The 22,806-nt window shown below is 68.8% G+C and carries 19 protein-coding genes; 12 read left to right on the top strand and 7 right to left on the bottom strand.

The window, feature by feature from the left end; translation table 11 throughout:
* Positions 1–35: 35 nt before the first annotated feature.
* A complete protein-coding gene (gene purE, locus EUC46_RS02600) occupies positions 36–566 on the top strand; it encodes a 5-(carboxyamino)imidazole ribonucleotide mutase (RefSeq protein ID WP_128772642.1) in 531 nt (176 codons plus the stop codon).
* 115 nt (positions 567–681) lie between these two features.
* Positions 682–1,671 (top strand): UDP-glucose 4-epimerase GalE, encoded by a 990-nt coding sequence (galE, locus tag EUC46_RS02595; RefSeq protein WP_128772641.1) that lies wholly within the window; start codon positions 682–684, stop codon positions 1,669–1,671.
* An 83-nt stretch (positions 1,672–1,754) separates the two neighbouring features.
* Here galE and EUC46_RS12665 read toward each other — a convergent pair whose 3' ends face one another.
* Positions 1,755–3,239 carry an LCP family protein gene (locus EUC46_RS12665; RefSeq protein WP_206645868.1) on the bottom strand — a complete coding sequence of 495 codons (1,485 nt, stop codon included), beginning with the start codon at positions 3,237–3,239 and terminating at the stop codon, positions 1,755–1,757.
* 15 nt (positions 3,240–3,254) lie between these two features.
* Entirely contained in the window at positions 3,255–4,526 is a 1,272-nt protein-coding gene (locus EUC46_RS02585) for an LCP family protein (protein WP_241655349.1), read from the bottom strand.
* 263 nt (positions 4,527–4,789) lie between these two features.
* On the opposite strand from EUC46_RS02585, the gene EUC46_RS02580 reads away from it, so the two are divergent.
* On the top strand, positions 4,790–5,653 hold the full coding sequence (locus EUC46_RS02580; protein ID WP_128772728.1) for a glycosyltransferase family 2 protein: 864 nt from the start codon (positions 4,790–4,792) through the stop codon (positions 5,651–5,653).
* A gap of 86 nt (positions 5,654–5,739) precedes the next feature.
* Here EUC46_RS02580 and EUC46_RS02575 read toward each other — a convergent pair whose 3' ends face one another.
* Together EUC46_RS02575 and EUC46_RS02570 are read right to left on the bottom strand one after the other, a co-directional pair.
* On the bottom strand, positions 5,740–6,165 hold the full coding sequence (locus EUC46_RS02575) for a DUF2304 domain-containing protein (protein ID WP_128772639.1): 426 nt from the start codon (positions 6,163–6,165) through the stop codon (positions 5,740–5,742).
* A 22-nt stretch (positions 6,166–6,187) separates the two neighbouring features.
* Positions 6,188–6,916, bottom strand: coding sequence for a glycosyltransferase family 2 protein (locus tag EUC46_RS02570; protein ID WP_128772638.1), 729 nt, complete (start codon positions 6,914–6,916; stop codon positions 6,188–6,190).
* Between the two features lie 133 nt (positions 6,917–7,049).
* Between EUC46_RS02570 and EUC46_RS02565 the strand changes: the two genes are divergently transcribed.
* From EUC46_RS02565 to EUC46_RS02545, 5 genes are read left to right on the top strand one after another with little or no spacing between them, the layout of a single operon-like run.
* Positions 7,050–7,667, top strand: coding sequence for an acyltransferase (locus tag EUC46_RS02565; RefSeq protein WP_128772637.1), 618 nt, complete (start codon positions 7,050–7,052; stop codon positions 7,665–7,667).
* Positions 7,667–8,788 (top strand): DegT/DnrJ/EryC1/StrS family aminotransferase, encoded by a 1,122-nt coding sequence (locus EUC46_RS02560; protein ID WP_128772636.1) that lies wholly within the window; start codon positions 7,667–7,669, stop codon positions 8,786–8,788. Before EUC46_RS02565 ends, EUC46_RS02560 begins: the two co-directional genes overlap by 1 nt.
* A gap of 1 nt (position 8,789) precedes the next feature.
* On the top strand, positions 8,790–9,809 hold the full coding sequence (locus tag EUC46_RS02555) for a Gfo/Idh/MocA family protein (RefSeq protein ID WP_128772635.1): 1,020 nt from the start codon (positions 8,790–8,792) through the stop codon (positions 9,807–9,809).
* Complete coding sequence (locus tag EUC46_RS02550) at positions 9,806–11,053, top strand: glycosyltransferase family 4 protein (RefSeq protein ID WP_128772634.1); 1,248 nt, start codon at positions 9,806–9,808, stop codon at positions 11,051–11,053. The genes EUC46_RS02555 and EUC46_RS02550 overlap by 4 nt, the downstream gene beginning before the upstream one ends.
* An 11-nt stretch (positions 11,054–11,064) precedes the next feature.
* Positions 11,065–12,060, top strand: a complete 996-nt coding sequence (locus tag EUC46_RS02545) for a glycosyltransferase family protein (protein WP_128772633.1) — start codon at positions 11,065–11,067, stop codon at positions 12,058–12,060.
* Between the two features lie 315 nt (positions 12,061–12,375).
* Here EUC46_RS02545 and EUC46_RS02540 read toward each other — a convergent pair whose 3' ends face one another.
* Positions 12,376–13,968: an asparagine synthase-related protein gene (locus EUC46_RS02540; RefSeq protein ID WP_128772632.1), complete on the bottom strand. Its 1,593-nt coding sequence runs from the start codon at positions 13,966–13,968 to the stop codon at positions 12,376–12,378.
* On the opposite strand from EUC46_RS02540, the gene EUC46_RS02535 reads away from it, so the two are divergent.
* The 4 genes from EUC46_RS02535 (at position 13,967) to EUC46_RS02520 (ending at position 20,439) form a co-directional block, all read left to right on the top strand.
* A complete protein-coding gene (locus EUC46_RS02535) occupies positions 13,967–15,469 on the top strand; it encodes an oligosaccharide flippase family protein (RefSeq protein WP_241655348.1) in 1,503 nt (500 codons plus the stop codon). The genes EUC46_RS02540 and EUC46_RS02535 overlap by 2 nt on opposite strands.
* Positions 15,470–15,524: 55 nt before the next feature.
* Complete coding sequence (locus tag EUC46_RS02530) at positions 15,525–16,829, top strand: glycosyltransferase (RefSeq protein WP_128772631.1); 1,305 nt, start codon at positions 15,525–15,527, stop codon at positions 16,827–16,829.
* Positions 16,826–17,929, top strand: coding sequence for a glycosyltransferase (locus EUC46_RS02525; protein ID WP_241655347.1), 1,104 nt, complete (start codon positions 16,826–16,828; stop codon positions 17,927–17,929). Before EUC46_RS02530 ends, EUC46_RS02525 begins: the two co-directional genes overlap by 4 nt.
* A gap of 368 nt (positions 17,930–18,297) precedes the next feature.
* Positions 18,298–20,439, top strand: a complete 2,142-nt coding sequence (locus tag EUC46_RS02520) for a DUF6541 family protein (RefSeq protein WP_128772630.1) — start codon at positions 18,298–18,300, stop codon at positions 20,437–20,439.
* A 46-nt stretch (positions 20,440–20,485) separates the two neighbouring features.
* Here EUC46_RS02520 and EUC46_RS02515 read toward each other — a convergent pair whose 3' ends face one another.
* Positions 20,486–21,637, bottom strand: coding sequence for a glycosyltransferase (locus tag EUC46_RS02515; RefSeq protein ID WP_128772629.1), 1,152 nt, complete (start codon positions 21,635–21,637; stop codon positions 20,486–20,488).
* Between the two features lie 70 nt (positions 21,638–21,707).
* Positions 21,708–22,781: a non-hydrolyzing UDP-N-acetylglucosamine 2-epimerase gene (gene wecB, locus EUC46_RS02510; RefSeq protein WP_128772628.1), complete on the bottom strand. Its 1,074-nt coding sequence runs from the start codon at positions 22,779–22,781 to the stop codon at positions 21,708–21,710.
* Between the last annotated feature and the right edge of the window lie 25 nt (positions 22,782–22,806).

Raw genomic sequence — 22,806 nt, 5'->3', positions numbered from 1 at the left:
CTCAACGAGCCGAAACCCGAGAAAGGAACACCCTCATGGGCCCCATCCCTCAACCCGTCGTCGGCATTGTCATGGGCTCAGACTCCGACTGGCCCACCATGAGCGCCGCCGCTGACGTCCTCGATGAGCTCGGTGTGGTTTATGAAGCCGACGTCGTCTCCGCGCACCGCATGCCCGCGGAAATGATCGACTACGGGCAGCGCGCTGCCGGGCGGGGCCTGCGCGTCATTATTGCCGGGGCCGGGGGTGCCGCCCACTTGCCCGGCATGCTGGCGGCGGTCACCGAGTTGCCGGTGATCGGCGTGCCAGTGCCCCTGAAATACCTGGACGGCATGGACTCCCTGCTCTCCATTGTGCAGATGCCCGCGGGCGTGCCGGTGGCCACCGTCTCCATTGGCGGGGCCCGCAACGCCGGGCTGCTGGCCGCCCGAATCCTGGGGGCCGGTGAGGGGGCTGAGGCGGCCCGTCTGCGCCAGGCCATGCGGGACTTCCAGGCCGATCTGGCCCGGGTGGCCCACGACAAGGGGGTTGCGCTGCGCCAGAGGCGCGCCACCGCCCAGAAGTGACCGGGAATGAGAGGGTCCGGGGGCTTGCGCCCTTGAATGGTGGGCGAATGGTGGGCGCTGCAAGGTGTAGCGCCAGACCCCCGGCATGGGCCCCGGGGCCGAGTACTATGGCAGTATGAGTATTCTTGTCGCCGGAGGCGCCGGCTACATTGGCGCCCATGTGGTCCGACTCCTCCTCGGGCGCGGGGAGAAGGTCGTTGTCGTTGATGATCTCTCCTACGGCTCCCCCAGCCGGGTGACGGGCGCCGAGCTCGTCCAACTCGACGTCGCCTCCGGACAGGCCACCGAGGCGCTGACCGACCTCATGAAGTCGCACAATGTCACCGCCGTCATCCACTTCGCCGCCCGCAAGCAGGTTGGCGAGTCGGTAGAGCGCCCATCGTGGTACTACCAGCAGAACGTGGGTGGATTGGCCAACATGCTCATGGCCATGGAGGCCGCCAGTGTTGATCAGATGATCTTCTCCTCCTCAGCGGCCGTCTACGGCATGCCGCCGGTTGAGATCGTCCAGGAGGACATTGACTGCCACCCCATTAACCCCTACGGGGAGACCAAGCTCATTGGTGAGTGGATGATGGCCGACTGCCAGCGCGCCTGGGGCCTGCGCTGGGCGGGGCTGCGCTACTTCAACGTCGCCGGCGCCGGTTGGGATGATCTGGGGGACATGGCCACCCTCAACCTCATCCCCATGGTGCTCCAGCGGCTGGCCGCAGGGGACACCCCCAAGATCTTCGGCACCGATTACCCCACCCCCGACGGTACCTGCATCCGGGACTACATCCATGTGCGCGACTTGGCGGTGGCGCACATTGCCGCCCTGGACTACCTATCGGGCGGTCGGGAGATGACCGAGCACATCTTCAATGTGGGCACTGGTCGGGGAGCCTCAGTGCGCGAGGTCGTCTCCAAGGTGATCGCGGCCACTGGCCTGGCGGTCGAGCCCGAGGAGTTGCCCCGCCGCGCCGGGGACCCGCCCCAGCTCATTGGCGACGCCACCCGCATTGGCCAGGTCCTGGGCTGGAAGGCCGAGCACGACCTGGACGACATTGTCTCCTCCTCCTTCACCTCCTGGCAGGCCGACCCCAACCGGCCCCACTTCGCCTAAGAGACGCCGTGGGTCCTGGCCCGCGCCGGGCCAGGACCCACGACTAGGAGCCCACGACCAGGGCTGAGAGGATCAAGGCCTTCTCAGGGACCCTGGTTGAAGTCGTTGACGGTCAACTCGCCGTCGCGCAAGGCCGCGAAGAACGAGGGCGCTGTCGTGTCCTGCAGGAGCACCGCCGAACCAACCCATCCGGGCTCATAGTCCAGGGATTCAATTGGAGGGGCCCCGGTCAGGCCGCTGCTCGAGGCGGCGCGGAAAGCGAGCACCATCTGCGCCAGGTCAACGGAGTTCGTGTCCCGGTCCACTGTGAACGCCTGGGTGCCTGCGTCGACGAGGGCGTCCTGCCGGGGGAAGTTCACCACCGTTTGCCATGAGGCCGCCTTGTCCACGACCGCGTTAATGACGGCCCGCTGACGCAGGCCGCGGCCAATGTCGCCGGTGGGGTCGGACTTGCGCATACGGGAGTAGGCCAGGGCCCTTTGCCCATCGACGTCCTGGCAGGTGCCTTCCGACGTGTCCCACTGCAGCCCGGAGTCGGCGTCATCGACGTCGTAGTCCAGGCAGACGTTAACGCCGTCAACGGCATCAACCATCTGCGAGACTCCGCCCATGCCCACCTCAACATAGTGGTCCACGGTCAGGCCGGTCAGGGACTCGACCGTTTGCACCAGCAGCGCTGGGCCCTCGTAGGAGTAGGCGGAATTGATCTTGTCACCCCCATAGCCGGGGATCTCCACGTAGGTGTCCCGTGGCAGGGAGGTCAGTGATGCCTGGCCGTTCTCGGCCCGGTGCAGCAGCATGATCGAGTCCGCGCGGGCCCCCTCGGTGCCGTCATCAGCAACACCGCCATCCCCCCGGGCGTCAGAGCCGACAATGAGCCAGGTCTGCCCGGGCGTGTCCGCCGCGCCCGAGAGCGCATCCACTCGCTGCAGTTTGGAATTGACGTCGTGGACGAGCCAGGCCACGCGCCCGGCGATAAGGGCGATGAGGAGTACCAGGACGATCGCCACCCACCTGAGTGGGCGAAAACGTCGACGGCGGCGCCCAGGGCGCGCCGGCCGGACCTCGGGCCCGGCCTCCCCCGGGCGCACGGGGGGCGGGGCGGTCTCGGGGGCCGGCGACCCGTACGTGGCTCCGGGTGGGGGGTGCTCCGCCGCCTGGTGGGGGCGCACGGCCCCCACCGGCATGACCTGGGTGCGCTCCGCCGGCTCGGGGGCGGGGTCCTGGCCGAGCGGGACTGCGGAGGAGCCCTCCCGGGCCCGGCTGGCACCATGAGCCGGGCGAGCCGGGCCCCCGGCGCCGCGGCGGGCCCGGTCACCGGGAGTGCGTGAGCCGGGTGCGGGGGAACGGCGCCGGCTTGCCCCACCGCCTGGGGCCGGCGCCGGGGAGTGGGCCACCGGGTGTGATGGCGGCAAGGGCTGTGCGCCGTCGTCGCGTCCCGGCGGGGGGACGGCCGCGGGCCAGGCGCCGTCGGAGTCCTCAGTGCGCCGACGGCGCCGCGACGGGCTGCCTGAGTTGGCGGCGTAGGAGGGCGGGAGGGATCCGTCTGAGCCCGCAGAAGGAGTCATAGGCGCTCTCCTCGGTCAGCGGCACTGGGCCGCAGGGTCATCCGTGGCGGTAGCAGTACCCGAAGGCGGTTGGGTCTGACTGCTGGAGCCATCGGGGTCGTCGGTCTGCGTGTCATCGGTGGACTCGGCCTCAGAGGTTGTCGATTCTGCGGAGGCGCCGGGAACGGGCCCATCGGCGGTGGTTGAGACCGACTCTTCGGGCACCGGCTTGTCATGGATGAGAGCGTCCCAGACCGCGTCGGCCTCAGGACTGGGGACAACACGGTTCGGGTCCCAGTCGGAGGGGGTGTAGGGCATGGTGACGAAGGTGATTTTGTCCATGCCAATGGCCTGAATGGACTGGGCCAGGCCTGCGAGCGTGGTTAGCTCACCGATTTTCTCCGAGGTCGTCAACGACCCCAGTGCATCACGGGCGAAGGAGTACAACTCGTCGGCGTCGGTCAACAGATTCTTCTGCTTGGCGGTGCGCATCATGGCGCTCATGAGATTCTGCTGGCGGGAGATGCGGGACAGGTCGGAGCCGTCTCCCACGCCGTGGCGCACTCGGGCGTACTGGAGCGCCATAGTCCCATCCATGTGGTGGCATCCCGCCGGCAGAACCAGGCCGGTGTAGTCGGCGTCGTCAATGTCCTCATCGACATAAACGTTGACACCGCCCAGGGAATCGATCATGGTGGACAGGCCGTTGAAGTCGACCACCATGAACTCGTCAATGAAGATCCCGGTCATCTTCTCAACGGTCCTGATAGTGCACGCGGCGCCGGCGGCGACTGCTTCCTTGTTGTCACCTTCACCGGCGCCGGTCTGGAACGCGTAGTTGAACTGGGCGTCCTCCCATTCCTCTGTGGTCTCTCCCGCGGCGGTCTTGCAGGAGGGAATATCGACCATGGTGTCGCGCGGGATCGAGACCACCTCTATGCGCGTCCGATCAGCCGAAATATGCATGATCATGGCGGTGTCCGAGCGAGCGACCAGGACATCCTCGGTCCCCTCCGAGCCATCAACGTTGTTGGCCCCGGTACGGGAGTCGCTGCCCAGGATGAGAATATTGACGGCCCTGCCCTCATAGGAGTCGCCCTCCCCGTCTGGGCGGGTGGGGCGGTCGGTTCCCAGCAGTTCGCCAATGTCGACGCGGTTTACTTGGGACTGCAGATCGTAGTAGGCCAGCGCCGCCGCCGAGGTGAGGAAGAACACCACGGTGAAGCAGCACAGAAGGATCTTGCGCGCGAGGTGGCGCCCAAGGTCCTTGGAGGAGTGCCGCGCCTGCGGCTTGGTATGAGTCGACACGCTTCCGATCATAGGGAAGGTATGGGCGTTTGCCCGCACGGTTTGAGCCGACTCACACATGGTTCTGCCGTGAAACTTGCCACGGGCGCCGCGCGGCGGGCCCAACAGGGGGCGCCGAGGTTCGCTCCGGTGCCTTTTGAGGTCTCCAGTGCCGGAATGCTCCGTTGGCCTCAGTTAGTCTCAGTGCCGTGATCGAGAACACCGAGAACACCGAGAACACCGAGAGCTCTGCCCCCAGCCGCCGGGAGACGACCTGCAGGAGCCTGGACGATCCAGGGAAGGGGGGGAGCGAGAGCGTCCGCGTCGTGACGGTCGCCTACAACCCGGGTGAGGAGCTCGAGCACTTCTTGGCCTCGACCCGCGCCGCCACCAGCAGGCCCCTGACCCTGGTCATTGCGGACAATGGTTCCCAGCATGACGTGGTGCACGCGGCAGCGCAGGCCCACGGTGCGCGCGTGGTCAGCGACGGCGTCAACCACGGCTACGGGGGCGGTGCGAACCTGGCGGCCGCCGACTTGAGCGAGGACTGGGTGGTGGTGGCCAACCCGGACATTGTCTGGGAGCCGGGCAGCCTCGACGCTCTAATCGACGCCGCCTACGACGAGCCCCGCGCCGGCTGCCTGGGCCCCCGGCTGCTCAACCCCGACGGCACCGTCTACCCCTCGGGGCGTGCACTGCCGTCCCTGTTCAAAGGCGCCGGCCACGCCGTCCTGGGCAGGGTGTGGCCCTCCAACCCCTTCTCAGCCGCCTACCACGGCGCCAACTCCGACGGCGTCCATGCCGTCGGGTGGCTCTCCGGGGCCTGCCTCCTCCTGCCGGCCGCGGTCTGGCGCACCCTGGGCGGATTCGACGAGGAGTACTTCATGTTCTTCGAGGACGTGGACTTGGGGGCGCGGGTGGCGCGGGCGGGCTGGCTCAATGTCCAGGTGCCCCAGGCGGTTGTCGTCCACGACCAGGGCGCCAGTTGGAAGGCCCGCCCCGAGAAGATGATCCGCGCCCACCACGCCTCGGCGCGCCGCTACATCAATACCGCCCACCCCGCCCTCTGGCAGGCGCCGGTGCGCTGGGTGATTGGCGGCGGGCTGCGGCTGCGCGAGGAGGTCGCGGTGCGCGCCTCGCGGCGCTGATCAGCGCCTATCGCCCGAGTCGCGAGGAGGAGCGGGGGACTCTCCTCGATGCCCGCTGATCTCGACGCCCGCTGATCCCCGCCGGGCTAGTGCGGCTGGGACTGGTGGGCTTGGTCCGGCGTTGAATGACGGCCCTCATTATTGAGATTATTGAGATTATTGAGGGGATTGAAGGGATCCGGCGCTGCGTCGAGCGCCACCCGGCGCGCCAGGTGGGTGAGTTTGCGCTCCATGGCCGCATTGCGCCGGAAGGAGGAGAGGATCTGCGCCAGGAAGGCGACGACTAGGGAATACAGGAGCAGGTCGGTGCCGCGCCCCACGCCCACCAGGTGGGCCAGCCGGGTGGTCAGGGAGGGCACCAGAATGGCGACCACGGCGAAGACCACGAAAACGAGCGTGATCAGGCGCCGCGATGCCTGATGGCGGGCCCCGGAGGGGCTGCGCAGCATCATCCACCCCATTGCCGCCACGGCAATGACCAGGACGATCTGGATAATGATCCGAGAGCTCACAATGCCACTCCTCAACATGGGATCAGGAGAAGACCAGGTCAACCAGAATATTGACCGAGTTCCACAGCGACTGCCCCTTGGCGCGCGAGTAGTCCGTGTAAACGATTGTCACCGGCATCTCCTTCCAGGGCAGGCCAGTGGCCCCCAGTTGGCGGATGATCTCACTGGCGTGCGCCATCCGGTTCTGCCGCAGGTCCAGGCGCTCGACGGCGTCGCGCCGCAGCACCCGCAGCCCATTGTGGGCGTCGGACAGGCGCATGCCCGAGGTCCGTGAACTCACCCAGGCGGCGGTGCGCAGAATAAGGCGCTTGAGCCAACCCACGGGGGAGGGTCCCTTCAGGAAGCGGGATCCCAGGACGATGGCCAGACCCTCAGCGCGGGCCCGGGCGACCATGGCCGCCGCGTCCGCGGCCGAATGCTGCCCGTCGGCGTCGAAGGTCACCACGTACTGGGCGTCGGTGCGCTCCAACACATAGGTGAAGCCGGTCTGCAGGGCCGCCCCCTGCCCCAGGTTAATGGGGTGGCGCACCACAATGGCGCCCGCGGCCTCCGCCTGGCGCGCCGAACCATCTCGGGAACCATCGTCAACCACCACAATGTGGGGGAAGATGTGGCGCGCCTCGGCAATGACCTCGTGCACCACCTGGGCCTCGTTGTACAGGGGGACAACGAGCCAGGCGTCCGTGACCGGGCCGGGGCGGGGGTCCTCGGGGAGTGCGGCCGCGGGGCTGGGGCTGCTCTGTGTTGCCATCGCTGCATTCTTGCACGTGGCGGTGGCCGCCGGTGACCCGGGACGACGGTTGGGTAGGATGGTGGAGCCGCTGGCCTGACCATTGGCCTCACAGTTGTGGCGGTATACAGGTCGACCAACCACAGGAGCCGCCGTGGCCACCCGCATTGTTGAGTCCGCAGATGTCTCGCCCGGGGCCGTCATTGGAGAGGGGACCAGCGTCTGGCACCTGGCACAGGTGCGCGAGGACGCCGTTGTCGGCCGCAACTGCGTCATTGGGCGGGGCGCCTACATAGGCGAGGGCGTGCGCATGGGCGACAACTGCAAGGTGCAGAACTACGCCCTGGTCTATGAGCCGGCGACCCTGGGCGACGGCGTTTTCATTGGTCCGGCGGTCACCCTCACCAACGACCACTTCCCCCGCGCCGTCAACCCTGATGGCACGCTGAAATCAGCCTCCGACTGGGAGCCGGTCGGTGTGACCATTGAGGAGGGCGCCTCTATCGGGGCGCGCGCGGTGTGCGTGGCCCCGGTGCGCATTGGCGCCTGGGCCACGGTGGCGGCCGGGGCCGTGGTCACCAAGGACGTCCCCGCCCACGCCCTGGTCGCGGGTGTTCCCGCCCGGCGCATAGCCTGGGTGGGACGAGCCGGCGAGCCGCTGGTGGCGGTCGAATCCGGTGACGGCCCCGACGGTCCCGCCCGCTGGCGCTGCCCGGTCACCGGCACCCTGTACGAAGAGTCCGAGAACACAATCCGAGAGGTTCGCCACTAATGGAACGCACCTTCATCCCCCCCGCCAAGCCAGTCATCGGCCAGGAGGAGCGTGATGCCGTTGACGCCGTCATGGCCTCCGGCATGGTGGTCCAGGGCCCCCAGGTGGCTGCCTTCGAGGAGGAGTTCGCCGCCCAGGTGGTCGCCGGCGCCCACTGCGTCGCCGTCAACTCCGGCACCTCCGCCCAACATGTGGCGACCCTGGCGTGCCGGCTCCCGCAGGGTGCCGAGGTCATCGTTCCCTCCTTCACCTTCGCCGCCACCGGTAACTCCGTGGCGATCTCCGGGGCCACCCCGGTCTTCGCCGACATTGACCCGGTCACCTTCACCCTCGACCCGGCTTCGGTGGAGGCCGCCATCACCGAGAACACGGTGGCCATTGAGGTAGTCCACCTCTATGGCCTGCCCGCAAGCATGCCCGAGATCATGGACATTGCGCGGCGTCACGGCCTGCAGGTCTTCGAGGACTGCGCGCAGGCGCATGCCGCCGCCATCGACTCCAAGCCCGTGGGAACCTTCGGAGCCTGGGGATCCTTCTCCTTCTACCCCACCAAGAACATGACCAGTCTGGAGGGGGGCATGATCTCTACCGGCGACGCCGATCTTGCCCGCCGCTGCCGACTCATCCGCAACCAGGGCATGGAGAGGCAGTACGCCAACGAGGTCGTGGGCCTCAACAACCGCATGACCGACGTGGCCGCCGCCGTCGGCCGCGTCCAACTGACCAAGTTGGCCGGCTGGACCGCCACCCGCCAGGCCAACGCGGCCGTCTTGGACGAGGGGCTGGCCGGTGTGGCCGGTGTGGTCACCCCGCACGTGCCCGCGGGCTACACCCACGTCTACCACCAGTACACCATCCGCCTGGAGGGGGCCACCGGCGCCCAGCGCGACGCCGCCCAGAAGGCTCTGCGCGAGGAGTGGCAGGTCGGTACCGGCGTGTACTACCCGATCCCCAACCACCGCCTGGACTCCCTGGCCCCCTACGCCCCCGACCTGGAGCTGCCCGGCACCGAGAGGGCCGCCCGCGAGTGCCTCTCCCTGCCGGTCCACCCCTCACTGAGCCAGGACGACCTGGAGCGCATTGTCCGGGCCGTGACTGCCGTGGCGAAGGCGGGTGCCTGAGATGAGTGCGAACCCGACTCAGAAGGGCACCGCGAACAACCCCCTGCGCGTGGGCCTCATAGGCCTGGGCTCCATGGGCCGCCACCACGCCCGCGTCATTCGCACCACCGAGGGCATGGACCTGGTGGCGGTGGCCGACCCGGGCGGCGACCGCTTCGGTGTCGCCGGCCCCCTTCCGGTCCTCGGCGATGTCCACGCCCTGATTGATGCCGGACTGGATGCCGCCATGGTGGCCGTGCCCACCGCCTACCACGAGGAGGTGGCCCTGGCCCTGGCCGCCGCGGGCGTGCCCACCATGGTCGAGAAGCCCATTGCCCACAGCATTGAAGCCGGCAGGCGCGTCGCCCAGGCTTTCGCCGACAATGGGGTCGTGGGCGCTGTCGGCTATGTCGAGCGCTGCAACCCCGCCCTGCGCGCCCTGCACGAGCGGTTGGATCGCGGTGAGCTCGGTGAGGTCTACCAAGTCCTCACCCGCCGCCAGGGCCCCTTCCCCGCCCGCATTAGTGACGTCGGAGTAGTCAAGGACCTGGCCACCCACGACGTCGACCTCACCGCCTGGGTGGCCGGGAGCCCCTTCATCTCCGTCAGCGCCCAGGTCGCCCACCGCTCGGGCCGTGAGAATGAGGACATGGTGGTGGCCACCGGTCGCCTGGCCAACGGCATTATTACCTCCCACGTGGTCAACTGGTTGACCCCCTTCAAGGAGCGCGTCACCATCGTCACCGGGGAGAAGGGCGCTTTCGTGGCCGACACCCTCACGGGGGACCTCACCTTCCACGCCAATGGCACCGTGGCGCATACCTGGGACCAGGTGGCCAACTTCCGCGGAGTCTCAGAGGGCGACGTCATCCGCTACGCCATTGAGAAGCGCGAGCCCCTGGCCCTGGAGCAGGAGCGGTTCCGGGACGCCGTGCTCGGGGTCGGCTCCGAGCACGTCACCATGGCCGAGGGCGTGGCCACCCTGGCCGTCGTCGAGGCCGTCCTGGAGGCGGCGGCCCAGAACCGCACGGTCGAACTGTGAACCGGGGCGCGCTGCTCCTGGCGCTGGGGGCGGCCGGGGCAGTGGGCGCGGCCGTGGCCGCCGCCCGCCGCCCGGCCCGGGGGCCGGGCGGCCGGGTGGCTCTGGCCACCCGCCTCTACGCCCCTGAGCCCGCAGCCGCGGCGCTGCGCCTGCACGGCCTCGCCAAAGCACTGGCCGACCAGGGCGTGGAGGTGACGGTTTACACCTCCACGCCGCCGGGAGTCCGCCCACCCCAGGACCGGGGCGTGAGCGTGCGCTCCCTGCCGGCACTGCGCGACGCCAGCGGGTATATCCGCGGCTACGCCCAGTACATGAGCTTCGACATCCCCCTGGCCGCACGGCTGGTGGCCGCCAGGCGCCCTGACATTATCGTGGCCGAGCCGCCGCCGACCACCGGGGCGGTGGTGCGCGTGGTTGCCGCCCTGCGCGGCGTGCCCTACGCCTACTACGCCGCGGACGTGTGGTCCGACGCCGCCGCCTCCACGGGCGCACCCGGGTGGGTGGTGCGCGCTGTCAACCTGGTCGAGCGCTTCGCCGTGAGTGGGGCGCGCGTTGTTCTGGCGGTCAACGACGGCGTGGCGCAGCGGGCGGCACAGCTGGGCGCGCGCCACGTGGCCACTGTTGTCAACGGCATTGATACCCAGACCTTCAGCCCGCAGGGCGCCCTCGCCCCCGACGCCCCGGCGGCCCCGTACTTCCTGTACGCCGGCACCGCCTCGGAGTGGCAGGGCGCTGGGATCTTCATTGAGGCACTTCGACTGGTCCACCGCACCCGTCCCGAGGCCGAGCTCGTCTTCCTCGGTCAGGGCAGCGACTGGGCGGCGCTGGGGGAGCAGGCCGGGGAGGATCCACGCATACATCTGCACGACCTGGTGCCGGCGCAGGAGGCGGCCGCATGGCAGCGCGGGGCCGTCGCCTCGTTGGTGTCGATCCGCCCGGGGCTGGGCTATGACTTCGCCTATCCCACCAAGATCTTCGCGGCGCTGGCCTGCGGAACCCCGGTGATCTACGCCGGCCCGGGGCCCGCCCGCACCGACTTACCCGCCTTCAACCTGGGCTGGGCCCAGGACTACGATGCCCAGGGAGTCGCCCAAGCCATGCTCGCGGCACTGGAGGCCGCTGAGGCCCCGCCCGCTGAGCGCCGCGCCCGGGCCGGGCACCGGAGGGCCTGGGTCCAGGAGCACCACTCCGCGGCGGCCACCGCGCAGCGCGGGGCCAACCTGGTCCTGGGGCGCCACACCTGAGGGGGCCCGTGGTGAAGGTCCTCCACGTCAACAACATAGCCCGCATTGGCAGCGCCCTGGTGCGCCAGGCCCGGTCGCGGGGCCTGGACTGGAGCCTGTACGACACGGCGCGCACCGATCCCCGCTGGTCGGCGCGCACCCGGGCACTGCGCCGGGCGCTGCGGGGCGCCGCCTGGGAAACAGGACTGGCTCGACGCGCCCTGGGCACCGACCTGCTTGACGTGCACGGCGCAACCGTCACCGCCCACACCCGGTGGCTGCGCCGCCCCTATGTGCTCCACCTTCACGGCAGTGACATACGCCAGCGCCAGTACGAGGAGCGCTACGCCCCGCTGGTTCGGCGCGCCGTTCTTGAGGCGTGCGACGTCTACTACACCACCCCCGACCTGGCCGAGCATGTGGCGGGACTGCGCCAGGAGGCAACCCTCCAGCCCGTCATTGTGGACACCACCGAAATCCCACAGGCGGTAGCCGCCGACGGCCCAGCGCGCTTCCTCTTCCCCTCGCGCTGGGACGCCTCCAAGGGCGGCGCCATGCAGATCGCCGTGCTGGCGGCCCTGCGAAGCGCCTACGGCGGGTCACTCCTCCTGGAGGGGCTGGACTGGGGGCAGGACGCCGGGCAGGCGGCCGCGCACGGGGTCAAGCTACTGCCCAAAATGGGCCATGGCGCCTACGTGCGGTGGATTGCCTCAGGCACAGCGGCCATCGGACAGATGACGGGCTGCATGGGGGTCTCTGAACTGGAGGCGATCGGCAGCGGCGTGAGCCTCATTATGGCCCTCAACCCTCAGTGGTACGACGGCGCCCACCCCACCACCCGTGACGTCCCCGTGCTCGCCGGGCCAGTGGCACCCGCCGAGGCCGTGGACGCGATTGTCGAGGCGGTGGGGCAGGTGCTCAACGGCGAGCGCGTCAATGGGGGCCGCCAGTGGGTGGCCGAGCACCATTCGCCCGCCGCAGCCGTCGACCGCCTGCTGAGCCGCCCGGTATTCGGGGGCCCGCATTAAGTCAGTAGACCCGCATCGCGGCCAAGCCCGGGCTCGCGGCCAAGCCCGGGCCGCCCGGCGCTCGGGGGCCCTTCCGGTGCACCAGCATGGCGGTTGAGCGAGTTGCGCATCCCAGACCGGGGATCCCAGACCGGGCCGCCTCCGGGCGGGGCTGCTCCGGGCAGGGGGTGGCGGATCCCGCATCTGACAAGGCCACGCCCGGTGGGGCGCATCCGGCGGGCCCCGTATTCGACGGAGCTGTATTGACGGGACTGCATTGACGGGACTGCATTGACAGGGCTGTGCCCGCCGAGCACGCCCCCAGCGGGGAGGCGCTCAGTCCGGGGGAACCAGGTCCGCACCCCAGGCGTTGGCCAGGAATAGGTTCGCCCACAGGCCCAGGCTCGTGGCCCCCGCGGCCATGCGCAGCGCCTGCGTGGATCGCGGGAGGCCTACCGCGAAGGCCTCGAAGGCCATGGGGTGGTTCAGCATGGTGCGCACTGAGCGGTAGCGGGACAACAGCCGGTCCCCGCCGGTGGCGCGCAGCACCGCCAGTGCCGCCCTTCGAGGGGTCGGAGGCAGATGGGTGCGGGGCGCGGTGAAGAGCTCAGGGGTTGTGCCGGCGGGGGCCGTGCCGACGACTGAGTCGAAGGCCTGTGCGGTGAAGTCCGCGTACCACTGCCGAGTGCTGGTCAACTCCTGGGATCCTGAGAGCCAGCAGGCCCATATCTCATTGTCGAGCATGGGCAGGGCCCAGCCATAGTCAAAGGCCTCGTAGCCCTTCATCGAGTTGTTAATGTACTTGGCCTGGCGCTCGCGCAGGTTGAACCACTCAATGAGTTCCTGGGCGGCGCGCGGCCCCGGCCAGGAGCACTCCCGGCCGGCGCGCACCACTTCTTGGCGCAGCAGTGGAAGGTTGCGGAAGGACCCCGGCCGGCCCTGAAGGGAGGCGTGATGCCGGGCAATGAGGGTGAGGACTTCTTCACGGGTGGGGGCCGAGTCCCGCTCCAGGACGTCCTCGTCGTGAGTGTTGCCCACAATGGTGTGCCCGGGGATGAAGATTGCGTCATGCTCCACCAGGGTGTCGCGGTGGATGGCGCGCAGGGCGTACCAGTCCTGAACGTGGGGCAGCGAGGTCAGGCCCCAGGTCAGCTCCTGGAAGTTCGCCCCCTCGGGACTGGCCCAGGCCCGCGCCACCCGTGCCGGGTCAAGGTCGACACTGAACCACGGCAACCCCAGCGCCCTGGCGACTTGGCGGGAGATCACCCCCTCCCGGCCGCCCGGTTTGCCGTAGGTGAAGGTCACCACCCTGGGTGCGCCCAGGCGCACCAGCCACGCCGCCAGCAGTCGCGAGTCCAATCCGCCCGACAGTGGCACCACCAGCTGACGGTCCCCGGCGCGCTCCAGTAGGCGCCCCACCACCAGGTCCATTGCCCGGGAAAAGCGCTCGGAGAAATCCTCGGCCCGGGTCACCTCAGGACTGGTGTAACAGTAGTCCTGCCACAGGGCCTGGTCCCATGAGCCGTCCGGCCGCAGCTCGACAGTGCTGGCCGCCGGAGTAGCGCCCACCCCGCGCACCAGGGTGCGGGTGCCCACGGTGAAGCCGGTGTGCCGGAAGACCTCGCAGGCCTCGGTGTCGCGCCGCCAGGAGGGAATCAGGGCCCGCATGCGCACCGGATCGTCACTGACCACCCAGGTGCCGTCCACGTGGGCGAAGAGCAGGTGGTGGGAGCGGAGGCGGTCGGTGGTCAGGCGCACAGTGCCGCCGTCGGTTGTGATCCGCGTCCACTCCCCGCTCAGATCCCGCGGGGCGGCGGTGGCGTCCCGCTCCGTGTCCCAGGTCGCCCGGTAGGGGCGCCACAGGCGGGTGTGGCCGGTGGCGTCGCCGGTCCACGTGGAGGAGGTCAACTCCAGACGGTAGTGCTCCATGGGGCTCCTGACTGTGTGCGGGGCGAGGCGCCGCGCACGGCAGCGCCCGTTCATTATCGCCACCACCATCGCCATCGCTACCACCATCGCCGGTGCGGTGGTGGCCGCTCGGGGCGGGCGTGGTTCAATGGCGCACATGGCCCGCTCGATCTCCCAGACATGGCGTGAGCTGGGGCGTCGCAGCCCCGTGCTCGGCGCCATCCTCACCCTGGTGTCCGGCACGGCGACCGCCCAGGTCATTACCCTGGTGCTCCAGGTCTTCATTGCGCGCGTCTACTCCGATGTTGACAAGGGCCTATTCGGCGTCTACGGCTCTATCACCGGTTTTGTTATCACTTTCGCGGCCATGCGCTTCGACCTGGCCATTATGCTGCCCAAGAGCGACCTGGCCGCCCGCGTCCTGTTGCGGCTGGCCTCACGCTGCATTATCGCCTCCTCCCTGCTGACCTCCTTGGTGTGCGTGGTGGGGGCTCAACTACTGCACGACCACTACCACCACTCGGAGGCCCTGACCTGGTGGCTCATGGTTTCCGGCCTGACCGTCTTCCTGGTCGCCCAGATCGCAAACCTGCAGTACTGGCTCACTCGTCAAGGGCGCTTCGGCGCCATTGCCAAGAACCGGGTGCTGCAGTCCACTGCGACTGCGGGCTGCCAGCTGGGCATGGGCCTGCTGCTGCACGGGGGCCTGGCGGCCATTGTCATTGGCACTATTCTTGGCCAGTTCATCACCCTGGCCGGGCTGTGGCGGCGCACACCCGAACTGCGCCAGCCCTTGGGCGACGGCGCCCCTGGCCTGCGGGCCATGGCCTACCGCTACCGCAGAATGCCACTGCTCAACGGCCCCAACGCCATTGTCGACTCGCTGCGCAACAACGGCCTTAATCTGCTCATTGGGGCGGCCTCAGTGGCGGCCCTGGGGCAGTTCCAGCTGGCTTGGGCCATTATGCAGGTGCCGGTGGGGCTCATTGCCGGTTCAATAGCCCAGGTCTTCCTCAAGAAACTCTCCGATATTGAGCCCGGCGCCATGACACCACTGGTGCGCACCGTCCTGATGCGCGCCTTCCTGGCGGCCCTGGGGCCTTTTACGCTGCTGTACATTCTGGCGCCCTGGCTCTTCCCCCTGGTTTTCGGCTCTACCTGGCACGACGCCGGCTACTACGCCCGGGCACTGACGCCATGGCTGTTCATGAACGTGCTCACCTCCCCGGTATCCAATATTTTCGTAGTCACTGAGAAGCAGAGCCAACTGTTGGGTTTTGCGGTGGTCTACTGCGTGGCACCCCTGACCTGGATGTGGCTGAGCCCCCTGGAGCTCATGACCTCAATCATTGTCTTGGGGTGGCTCATGGCGGCCCTGCTAGCGGGCATGGTGGTCATGGCGCTGGCCGCGGCCCGCAGCTTCGACCGCGGCGACCGCACGGGCGCTGGGGGCGCTGACCTGACCGGCGACCCGACTGGCAGCGGTGCGCGCTCCGGCGCCCAAGCCGGTGACGGCGTGTGACAATGACGGTGACGGCCAGGCGCGAGGCGCCGTGTGAGCAGTGAGGTGAGTGCAGGTGTCCCAGGTGCCCCTGGTGGTCTTCACCGACTATTACCCCTTTGAGACCGGTGAGGAGTTCTTCGAGCAGGAGATCGACTATCTCGCCCAACGCTTTGAGTCCGTGTGGGTGGTGCCCATGCGGCTGGGGGTGGGGGCCACGAAGACCCGCACCATGCCGGCCAATGTGACCGCCGTCCTGCTGCCCCTCAATGACGGTCGGACGTGGAAGCAGCGCGCCGCGCGCTATGCCCGCCGGCTGCTCATCGGTCCCGGGCGGGTGGAGCGCCCGGCCGGGAAATCCAACCCCACCTGTGCGGTGCGCGAGCTCCACTTCGCCGTTGACGTGCTGTGGCGCCACGAACTGTTCACCCGCACCCGCCTCTACCGTGAGCGGCTGGCCGGCCGCCCCTTCCTGGCCTACGCGTACTGGCTGCACCACTGCGCCGGCCTGGCCCAAATGCTGCGCGCCACCCACGATCGTCCCGTCATCGCCGTGTCACGGGCTCACGCCTACGACGTCGACGAGGCCGACGCCCCCCAAGAACATGTGCCCGCCCGCCGCCGGCTCGTGAGCGGTCTGGACGAGATCTACCCGATCTCCCAGTACGCCGCCGCATTCCTGGAGCCCTATCGCGGCAACGGGAGGGCCGCGGCCGTGAGTGTGCGCCACCTGGGAGTGCCCCCATCGGTGGGGCCGGCGGACACCGGGCCAATACCCGGGTCGGCCCGCCGTGAACCACTGCACCTGGTGACCTGCTCCCACCTGGCTCCTTACAAGCGGGTCGAGCGCATGGCCGATGCCGTGGGGGTCCTTGACCGCGCCGGCCGCGCGGTGCGCTGGACCCACATTGGTGAGCGCAACCAGGAGCGCCTGACGGCGCTGCGCGCCTACGCCGAGGAACAGGCCCCTGGTGCTCATATCGAACTGCTCGGCTATGTGCCCAATAGCCGGGTGCGCCGCCTACTGGCCCAGGAGGGCTACTCCATGCTGGTCAACACCTCCTCCGGTGAGGGGGTGCCGGTGTCGATAATGGAGGCCATGGCCGCCGCCCTGCCCGTTGTGGCCACCGATGTGGGGGGCGTTCGGGAGATCGTCGCCGACGGCGTCAACGGCCGCCTCGTGCCGGCCGCCGCCACCGGCCACGACATTGCCCGCGCCATTGCGGACATTGCCGACGCCAGTGAGGACCGCTACCGGCACATGCGCACGGCCGCCCACACCACCTGGCGAGATGAGTTCAATGCCGCTGCGCAGTACCCCGACCTGGCCGACCACCTCCTGGAGCTGGCCCAGGGGCTCGTCCCCGGAGGTGAGCAGTGAGCAGTCCTCCGCTCATGGCCTTCCACGCCCCCTACCCACTGGACCCCAATCCGACCGCCGCCTCCCGGCTACGGCCCTTGAGGATGCGCCAGGCCTTCATGGACCTCGGTTACGAGGTCGTTGACCTCACCGGCACCGTGGCTCAGCGCCGGGCCGCGTTGCGCGACCTGCGCTCCCGGCTGCGCGCCGGCACGCGCCTTGAACTGCTCTACTCGGAGAACTCCACCCAGCCCAACGCCCTGGCCACCAGCGTCAAGGACGGTTTCGCGCCGCGGCTCGACTACGCCATTATGCGGCAGGCCCACCGGCATCGCGTCCCGGTGGGAGTGTTCTACCGGGACGCCTACTGGCGGGTCCCCGAGACGCGCAGCAGCGGCGTGCGCGGGGCACTGATCCCGGCCCTACAACGTCTTGACCTGGTCGGCTATCGGCGCAATAAGGTCCATTTCTTTCTGCCCTCCGAGCCCATGTCCAAGCTGGTCGGCCTCGGAGGGGGGGACTCCTTCTCCGCACTGCCCCCGGCGACCGACCCCGGCCGAGTGCTGGGGCTGCCGCCGCGGGGCGACGGGCTCAACCTGGTCTACGTAGGGGGACTGGGCGGCCACTACGACCTGGGCGTGTTCCTCCAGTCCCTCACCTCGGTCCCCGGGGTGCACCTGGACCTGGTGACCCGCCCCGAGCAGTGGCAGGCGGCTGTGCACACCATGCCGGAGCTCTCCAGTGCCGCAGTCAGCGTGCACCACAAGCATGCCGGCGAGCTGGCCCCCCTCTACGCGGGCAGCCATATTGGCGTCCTCGCGGTACGTCCATCCGCCTACCGTGACATTGCGGTGCCGGTCAAGCTTTTCGAGTACATCGGGTATGGGCGGCCGATTATCGCCACCCGGGGCACCGAGGCGGGCAGAATCGTGGAGGCCAATGGCGTGGGGTGGGTGGTCGACCACGAGCGCTCGGCCTTGACCAACCTCCTGATCCACTTGCGCGACCACCCCCAGGAGGTCGCGGACCGGGCCGGGGCCGCCGGGAGGATGGCGGAGTCCAACACCTGGGCCGACCGGGCGCGCACGGTGCGCGACGTCCTCACCGGGGCCACCGGCTAACGGGGTGTGCGGGTACGGCCCGACCGCCGTCAGCCGCCCATCCTCTCATCCCTCTTCCGATCCTTCCTCTTCTGCCTATGTTTTGTGCTTGCCTTGTGCGACGTCCACCTATCCTTAAATGGTCAGTGGATGTCGCCCAGGGCAAGGAAGGGGAGTGCGTGTTGGGGGAGAGGTCGCTCTCATTGTGCACCGGTCCGACTCGGTGCGCTCCTGCGGCCAGGCCGCTTTGTGGCGGCATTCAGCGCCTTCTGGCCCCGTAACCCACCGGCGGCGGTGGGTTACGGATGCCGCTGTGGAAGTCGTGGGGCGGTCTGTCCGCTAAGGTGACGATGTTTCAGGTTCTGAGCTGCTACTGGGAGCACCGAAGAATGTCTGTCCTTACCGCATGGGCTCCTCTTAGCGGGTACGCCCTGATGCTCATGCTCCTGCTGACCGTCCCCGGCTACCTGGTGCTGCGGATTATCGGCTTTCGCGGCTTCCTGTCGGTGGCGACCGCGCCGCCGCTGTCCTTGGGGGTGATGGCCGCTGTCGGGCTCGTGCTGGGCGCCCTCGATGTGCACTTCAACCTCATGAGTCTTATGGCGGGCACGGTGGTGGTTCTTCTCGCCGTGGCCCTCATAGCGCGAGTGGTTCTGGGGCGTTTGACCGCCTCACCCCCGGTTGCTCTCATCTCACCGCCTCCGGGCGCCACCGGTTTGACCTTGGCGGCCTGCCTGGTGACCGCCCTGCTCACCGCCCTGCCCATTGTCGACCAGTGGGATCCGGCGCTGCCCGCTCAGCAGATCGACTCGGTGTTCCACTACAACCTCGCCTGGACCATTACCCAAACCGGCGACGCCTCCCTGCTCACCGGTGCCTCGTGGTCCTTTAGTCTGCGGGCCATCCCCGCCTACTACCCGCTCATGTGGCACGCCCTGGTTGCCGCCGTCGCCGGCCCTGATCACATTGTGGAGGTCACCAATGTGCTCGTGGTCCTGGTGCCCCTCATCTGGGTCCTGGGCATTGCCGGACTCGCACGCGAGGCCTTCCCCAGGTCCCGGTGGGCGCCTACGGTCGCTGTCCTGACCACGGCGCTCCTTCCCTCCTACCCGGTGTTCATGCTCGCCTACCGCCAGTTGTGGCCCAACGCCCTGGGCTACGCGGTCCTGCCGGCGACCCTGGCCCTGCTGTGCCGGGCGGTGCGCCTGCTGCGGATGACCGGTGAGGCCGGACGACGGCGCGCGCTTCTGGGCCTGCTCGCCTTCCTCGCCTCTCTGGCGGGTGCTGTCAGTACCTATCCGACCGCCCTTGTCTCAATCCTCCTGACCGGCTTGCCCCTGCTCGTGACCATTGTGGGGGTTGTCCACCGCTTCGTGTGGCGCCGGGTGGGGGCCCGGACGCGCATACTTCTGCTGGCCTCCGCCTGCCTCATAGTGCTGGGGATTGTGGCCCTGGCCGCTGCCGAGCCGAACCTCATGGCGAGGCTGGCCCGTCCCAACTATGCGGGGGTCACGAACCTGTTCAATCGCTTGCGCTCCATGGTCACCCTGTGGCCCTTCGGCAGTGGTGGCGCTGGGATGGTTCTGACTCAGCTGGTGCAGGTCCTCGTCATTTGCGCCGGGCTGGTGATCACCTGCAGGGAGCGGGAGCAGCGCTGGATCGCCTGGGCGTGGGGCCTGCCCATGATGCTGCTGGTGGCCGCTTACCTGCCGCTGGGGCCGCTGACCGCCCTGACTGGTCTGTGGTACAACGACCCCTACCGCATTATCCCCCTCATTATCCCGGCGATCGCCCTGATGGCGGCGGCCTGCGTGGAGAAGGCGCTCCAGAGGGTGGAGGGCAGGGCCGGTCACGAGGTGAACTGGAGCATTGGGGGCAGAACCCTACGAGTCCGCCTGCGCCGCCCCCGGGAGGTGGTGGCCGTGTGCTGCGCGCTGGTGCTCCTAGCCGCTGGGCTCGGGGCCTCCCCAGGCCGCTACGACGTCTCAGGCTCTTCCTACGACCCGAGCTCCTTGGTTCTGGTGCGCATCTTGAACACCGAGGAGGCGGAAATGATCACCTCCCTGCGCGGTCGCACAGACCCCACGCTCATGGTCCTGGGGGACCCCGCCGCCGGCGCCGCCTACGCTCAGGTCATGGCCGGCCTGCGCTCGGTCTTCCCTCACATGACCTATCGGCCACTGGACACCGACGCCCTGCTGCTGGCCGAGCACTTCGTCGACCTCGACACGGACCCGCGCATCTGCGAGGTGGTCAGGCACTACCGGATCGGCTACTACTACGCCGCCCCGGCCGGCACCGTCCCCGGCATAGACGTCGAGGAGCGCTCCCCGGGCCTCTACAATGTGGACACCTCCACCGGTTTTGAGCTAGTCGCCTCCTCGGGGGAGGCCTCGGTGTACCGAATTACCGCTTGCGGCGAGTTCAACCAGGATCGGGACTGGTGGGTGCTCAAAGCCCCCTTCGAGCCGATCTTCGGCGAGGAGGGCCACCGCAATAGCTTTGACGCCGAAGGCAATTGCATTAGCTGAGCCGGCGCCGGGGCGTTCGGGCGCTGGGCTCCAGCGCCAGTGTTGGTCAGGTGCGGTTGAGAAGAGTGGTGACAATCCGGTCAATGGTCGCCATCTCTGATTCAAAGCAGAGGATGTCGGCGGCTGAGTGCGCGGCCCGCTTGTAGTCGGCCACCTGCCGGGGAGTCAAAGAGGAGAGGGTCTCCACGATTGAGTCCAGCGAGTAGTCCTTGGAGACCACTCCGAGGCCGAACTCCTCAATGACCCTGACCATCTCCATGGTGGGGCCCACCGCCAGGGCGAGGCGGGCCTGGACGAAGTCGAAGAGCTTGTTGGGCAGGGTCAGGCGCGCATTGGTGTTGAACGGCGGAATCCAGAAGACGCCGACGTCGTAGGCGTTAAGCGTGGCCGGCAGTTCGGCGGGGGGCACAGGGGCGTGGAAGGCGATGCGGTCGCAGCCTTGAGCGCGCTCCTGGAGCCTACGCAGATACCGGCCCCCATCGCCCCCGGGAACTAGGTAGAGATCGAGGGTGAAGTGGTCGGGCAGGAGCCTGGCGGCGTCGATCATGGTCTCAATGCTGCGACCGGGGACGGCGCCTCCGGAGTGGACCAGGCGGATGGCGCCGTCGGCGGCCAATGGGCCGGGCTCCAGGTCGGCCCGGGGAGCGGCGTTGCGCACAATGCGGGCCGTGGCCCCGTAGTGCTCCCGGTAGAGGTCGGCAATGGACGGGCCAATGGTCGTGACCGCGTCGCAGCGCGGCAGATAAGTGCGGCAGATGTGGTCCATGAGCGGCGCCACCAGGAGCCTCCAGGAGGTGACGTGGGTGCGCTCCTCCGGGGCCCACTCGTGCATGTCGGCCCAGATCGGCGCCCCGTGGGCCACGGCGAAGGCCAGCGGCAGGGCGCGGGCGTCATTGGCCACTACCAGGTCGAAACGGCGTCCCTCCAGGAGCTTGAGGGCCGCCTTGGTGCCCGGTGCGGCCATCTCGGCGCGCTTCAAGCGCCGCAGGGCCAACGTGAGGACCCCGCTGGGGGTCTGGGGCAAGGAGAGGGCCCTGTCGGGGATGCGCAGGTGCTCGGCTGATCCGGCGGGCTGGGTGCCGTAGCCAACCGTGGTGACCCGCCCATGGTGCGCAAGGGCTGAGATCTCGCGGAGCACCCGCGAGTCGCGGTGGATTGGCGAGAAGGAGATGACGAGGATTCGCGGGGTTGTGCTCATGGTGAAGACAGACGTTGGCGCGGTCGGTTGGGCGTTGGGGGAAGAGGGAAGGAGGAGGAATCAGAAGGAATCAATGGGGCAACTCGGTCAGCAGCGCGTCGGCGACTCGGCGCGCAGCATGCCCGTCGCCGTAGGGGGCGGCGTCGGTGTCCCGGGGCCTGGGCCGCTGGGCGGCCGCCACCAGCTCCTCGCCAGGCCCCACCAGGACATTCCACCCCAACTCGACGGTCTCGACCCACTCAGTCTGGGGTCGCACCGTCGTGGCGGGGACCCGCAGGAGGAATGCCTCCTTCTGCAGCCCCCCGGAGTCGGTGATAATCCCCCGCGAGTGCAGCGCCGCGCAGATGAGGTCGGGGTAGGGCAGGGGCGCATGGGCGCGGAGCGAGCCACGGGCAATGGTCATGCCGAACTCCTCGCACTTGGCCACCAGCCGGGGGTGGGCCAGCAGCACCACCGGGTGATTCACGGCTCCCAAGGAGTCCAGGAGCCCGGCGAGGTGCTCCGGGTCGTCAGTGTTGTCCGGTCGGTGGATGGTGGCCAGGGAGTAGGCGCCGTCGTCGAGTCCGAGCTCATCCATAATCGGCGAGGAGGGCCGCTGCTCGACCTCATGACGCACCGCGAACAGGACGTCGGTCATGACGTCTCCGACCATGAGCGACCGGCTTCCCAGGCCCTCGGCGTCCAGGTGCTCCATGGCGGTGCGCGTGGGGGCCAGAAGAAGGTCGGCGGTGTGGTCGGTGACCACGCGGTTGATCTCCTCGGGCATCCGCCGATTGAAGGAGCGCAGGCCGGCCTCCAGGTGGGCCACTGGGATGTGGAGTTTGACGGCCGCCAGCGCCGCAGCCAGCGTCGAGTTCGTGTCCCCGTAGACGAGCACCCAGTCCGTGGGCGTGGTTTCAAGCACCTCGTCCATGGCCGCGAGCATGGCACCGGTTTGGCGGCCGTGGCTGCCCGAGCCCACGCCAAGGTGGTGGTCGGGGGCCGCAATGCCCAGGTCCTCGAAGAAAACATCAGACAGCAGTGGGTCGTAGTGCTGGCCGGTGTGGACGATCGTGTGGTCGATCCCGGCCCGACGGAGCTCGGTATCGATGGGGGCGAGCTTGACGAACTGCGGGCGGGCCCCGACCACTGACATGACGCGCATGGGCAAAGCGACCTCTCCTTAGGGC

It is taken from the genome of Actinomyces oricola (assembly GCF_004104015.1).
In the GTDB taxonomy this organism is placed as follows: Bacteria; Actinomycetota; Actinomycetes; order Actinomycetales; family Actinomycetaceae; genus Actinomyces; species Actinomyces oricola.
Note: the sequence above shows the minus strand (reverse complement) of the source record. Positions and strands in the feature narration are given on the sequence as shown.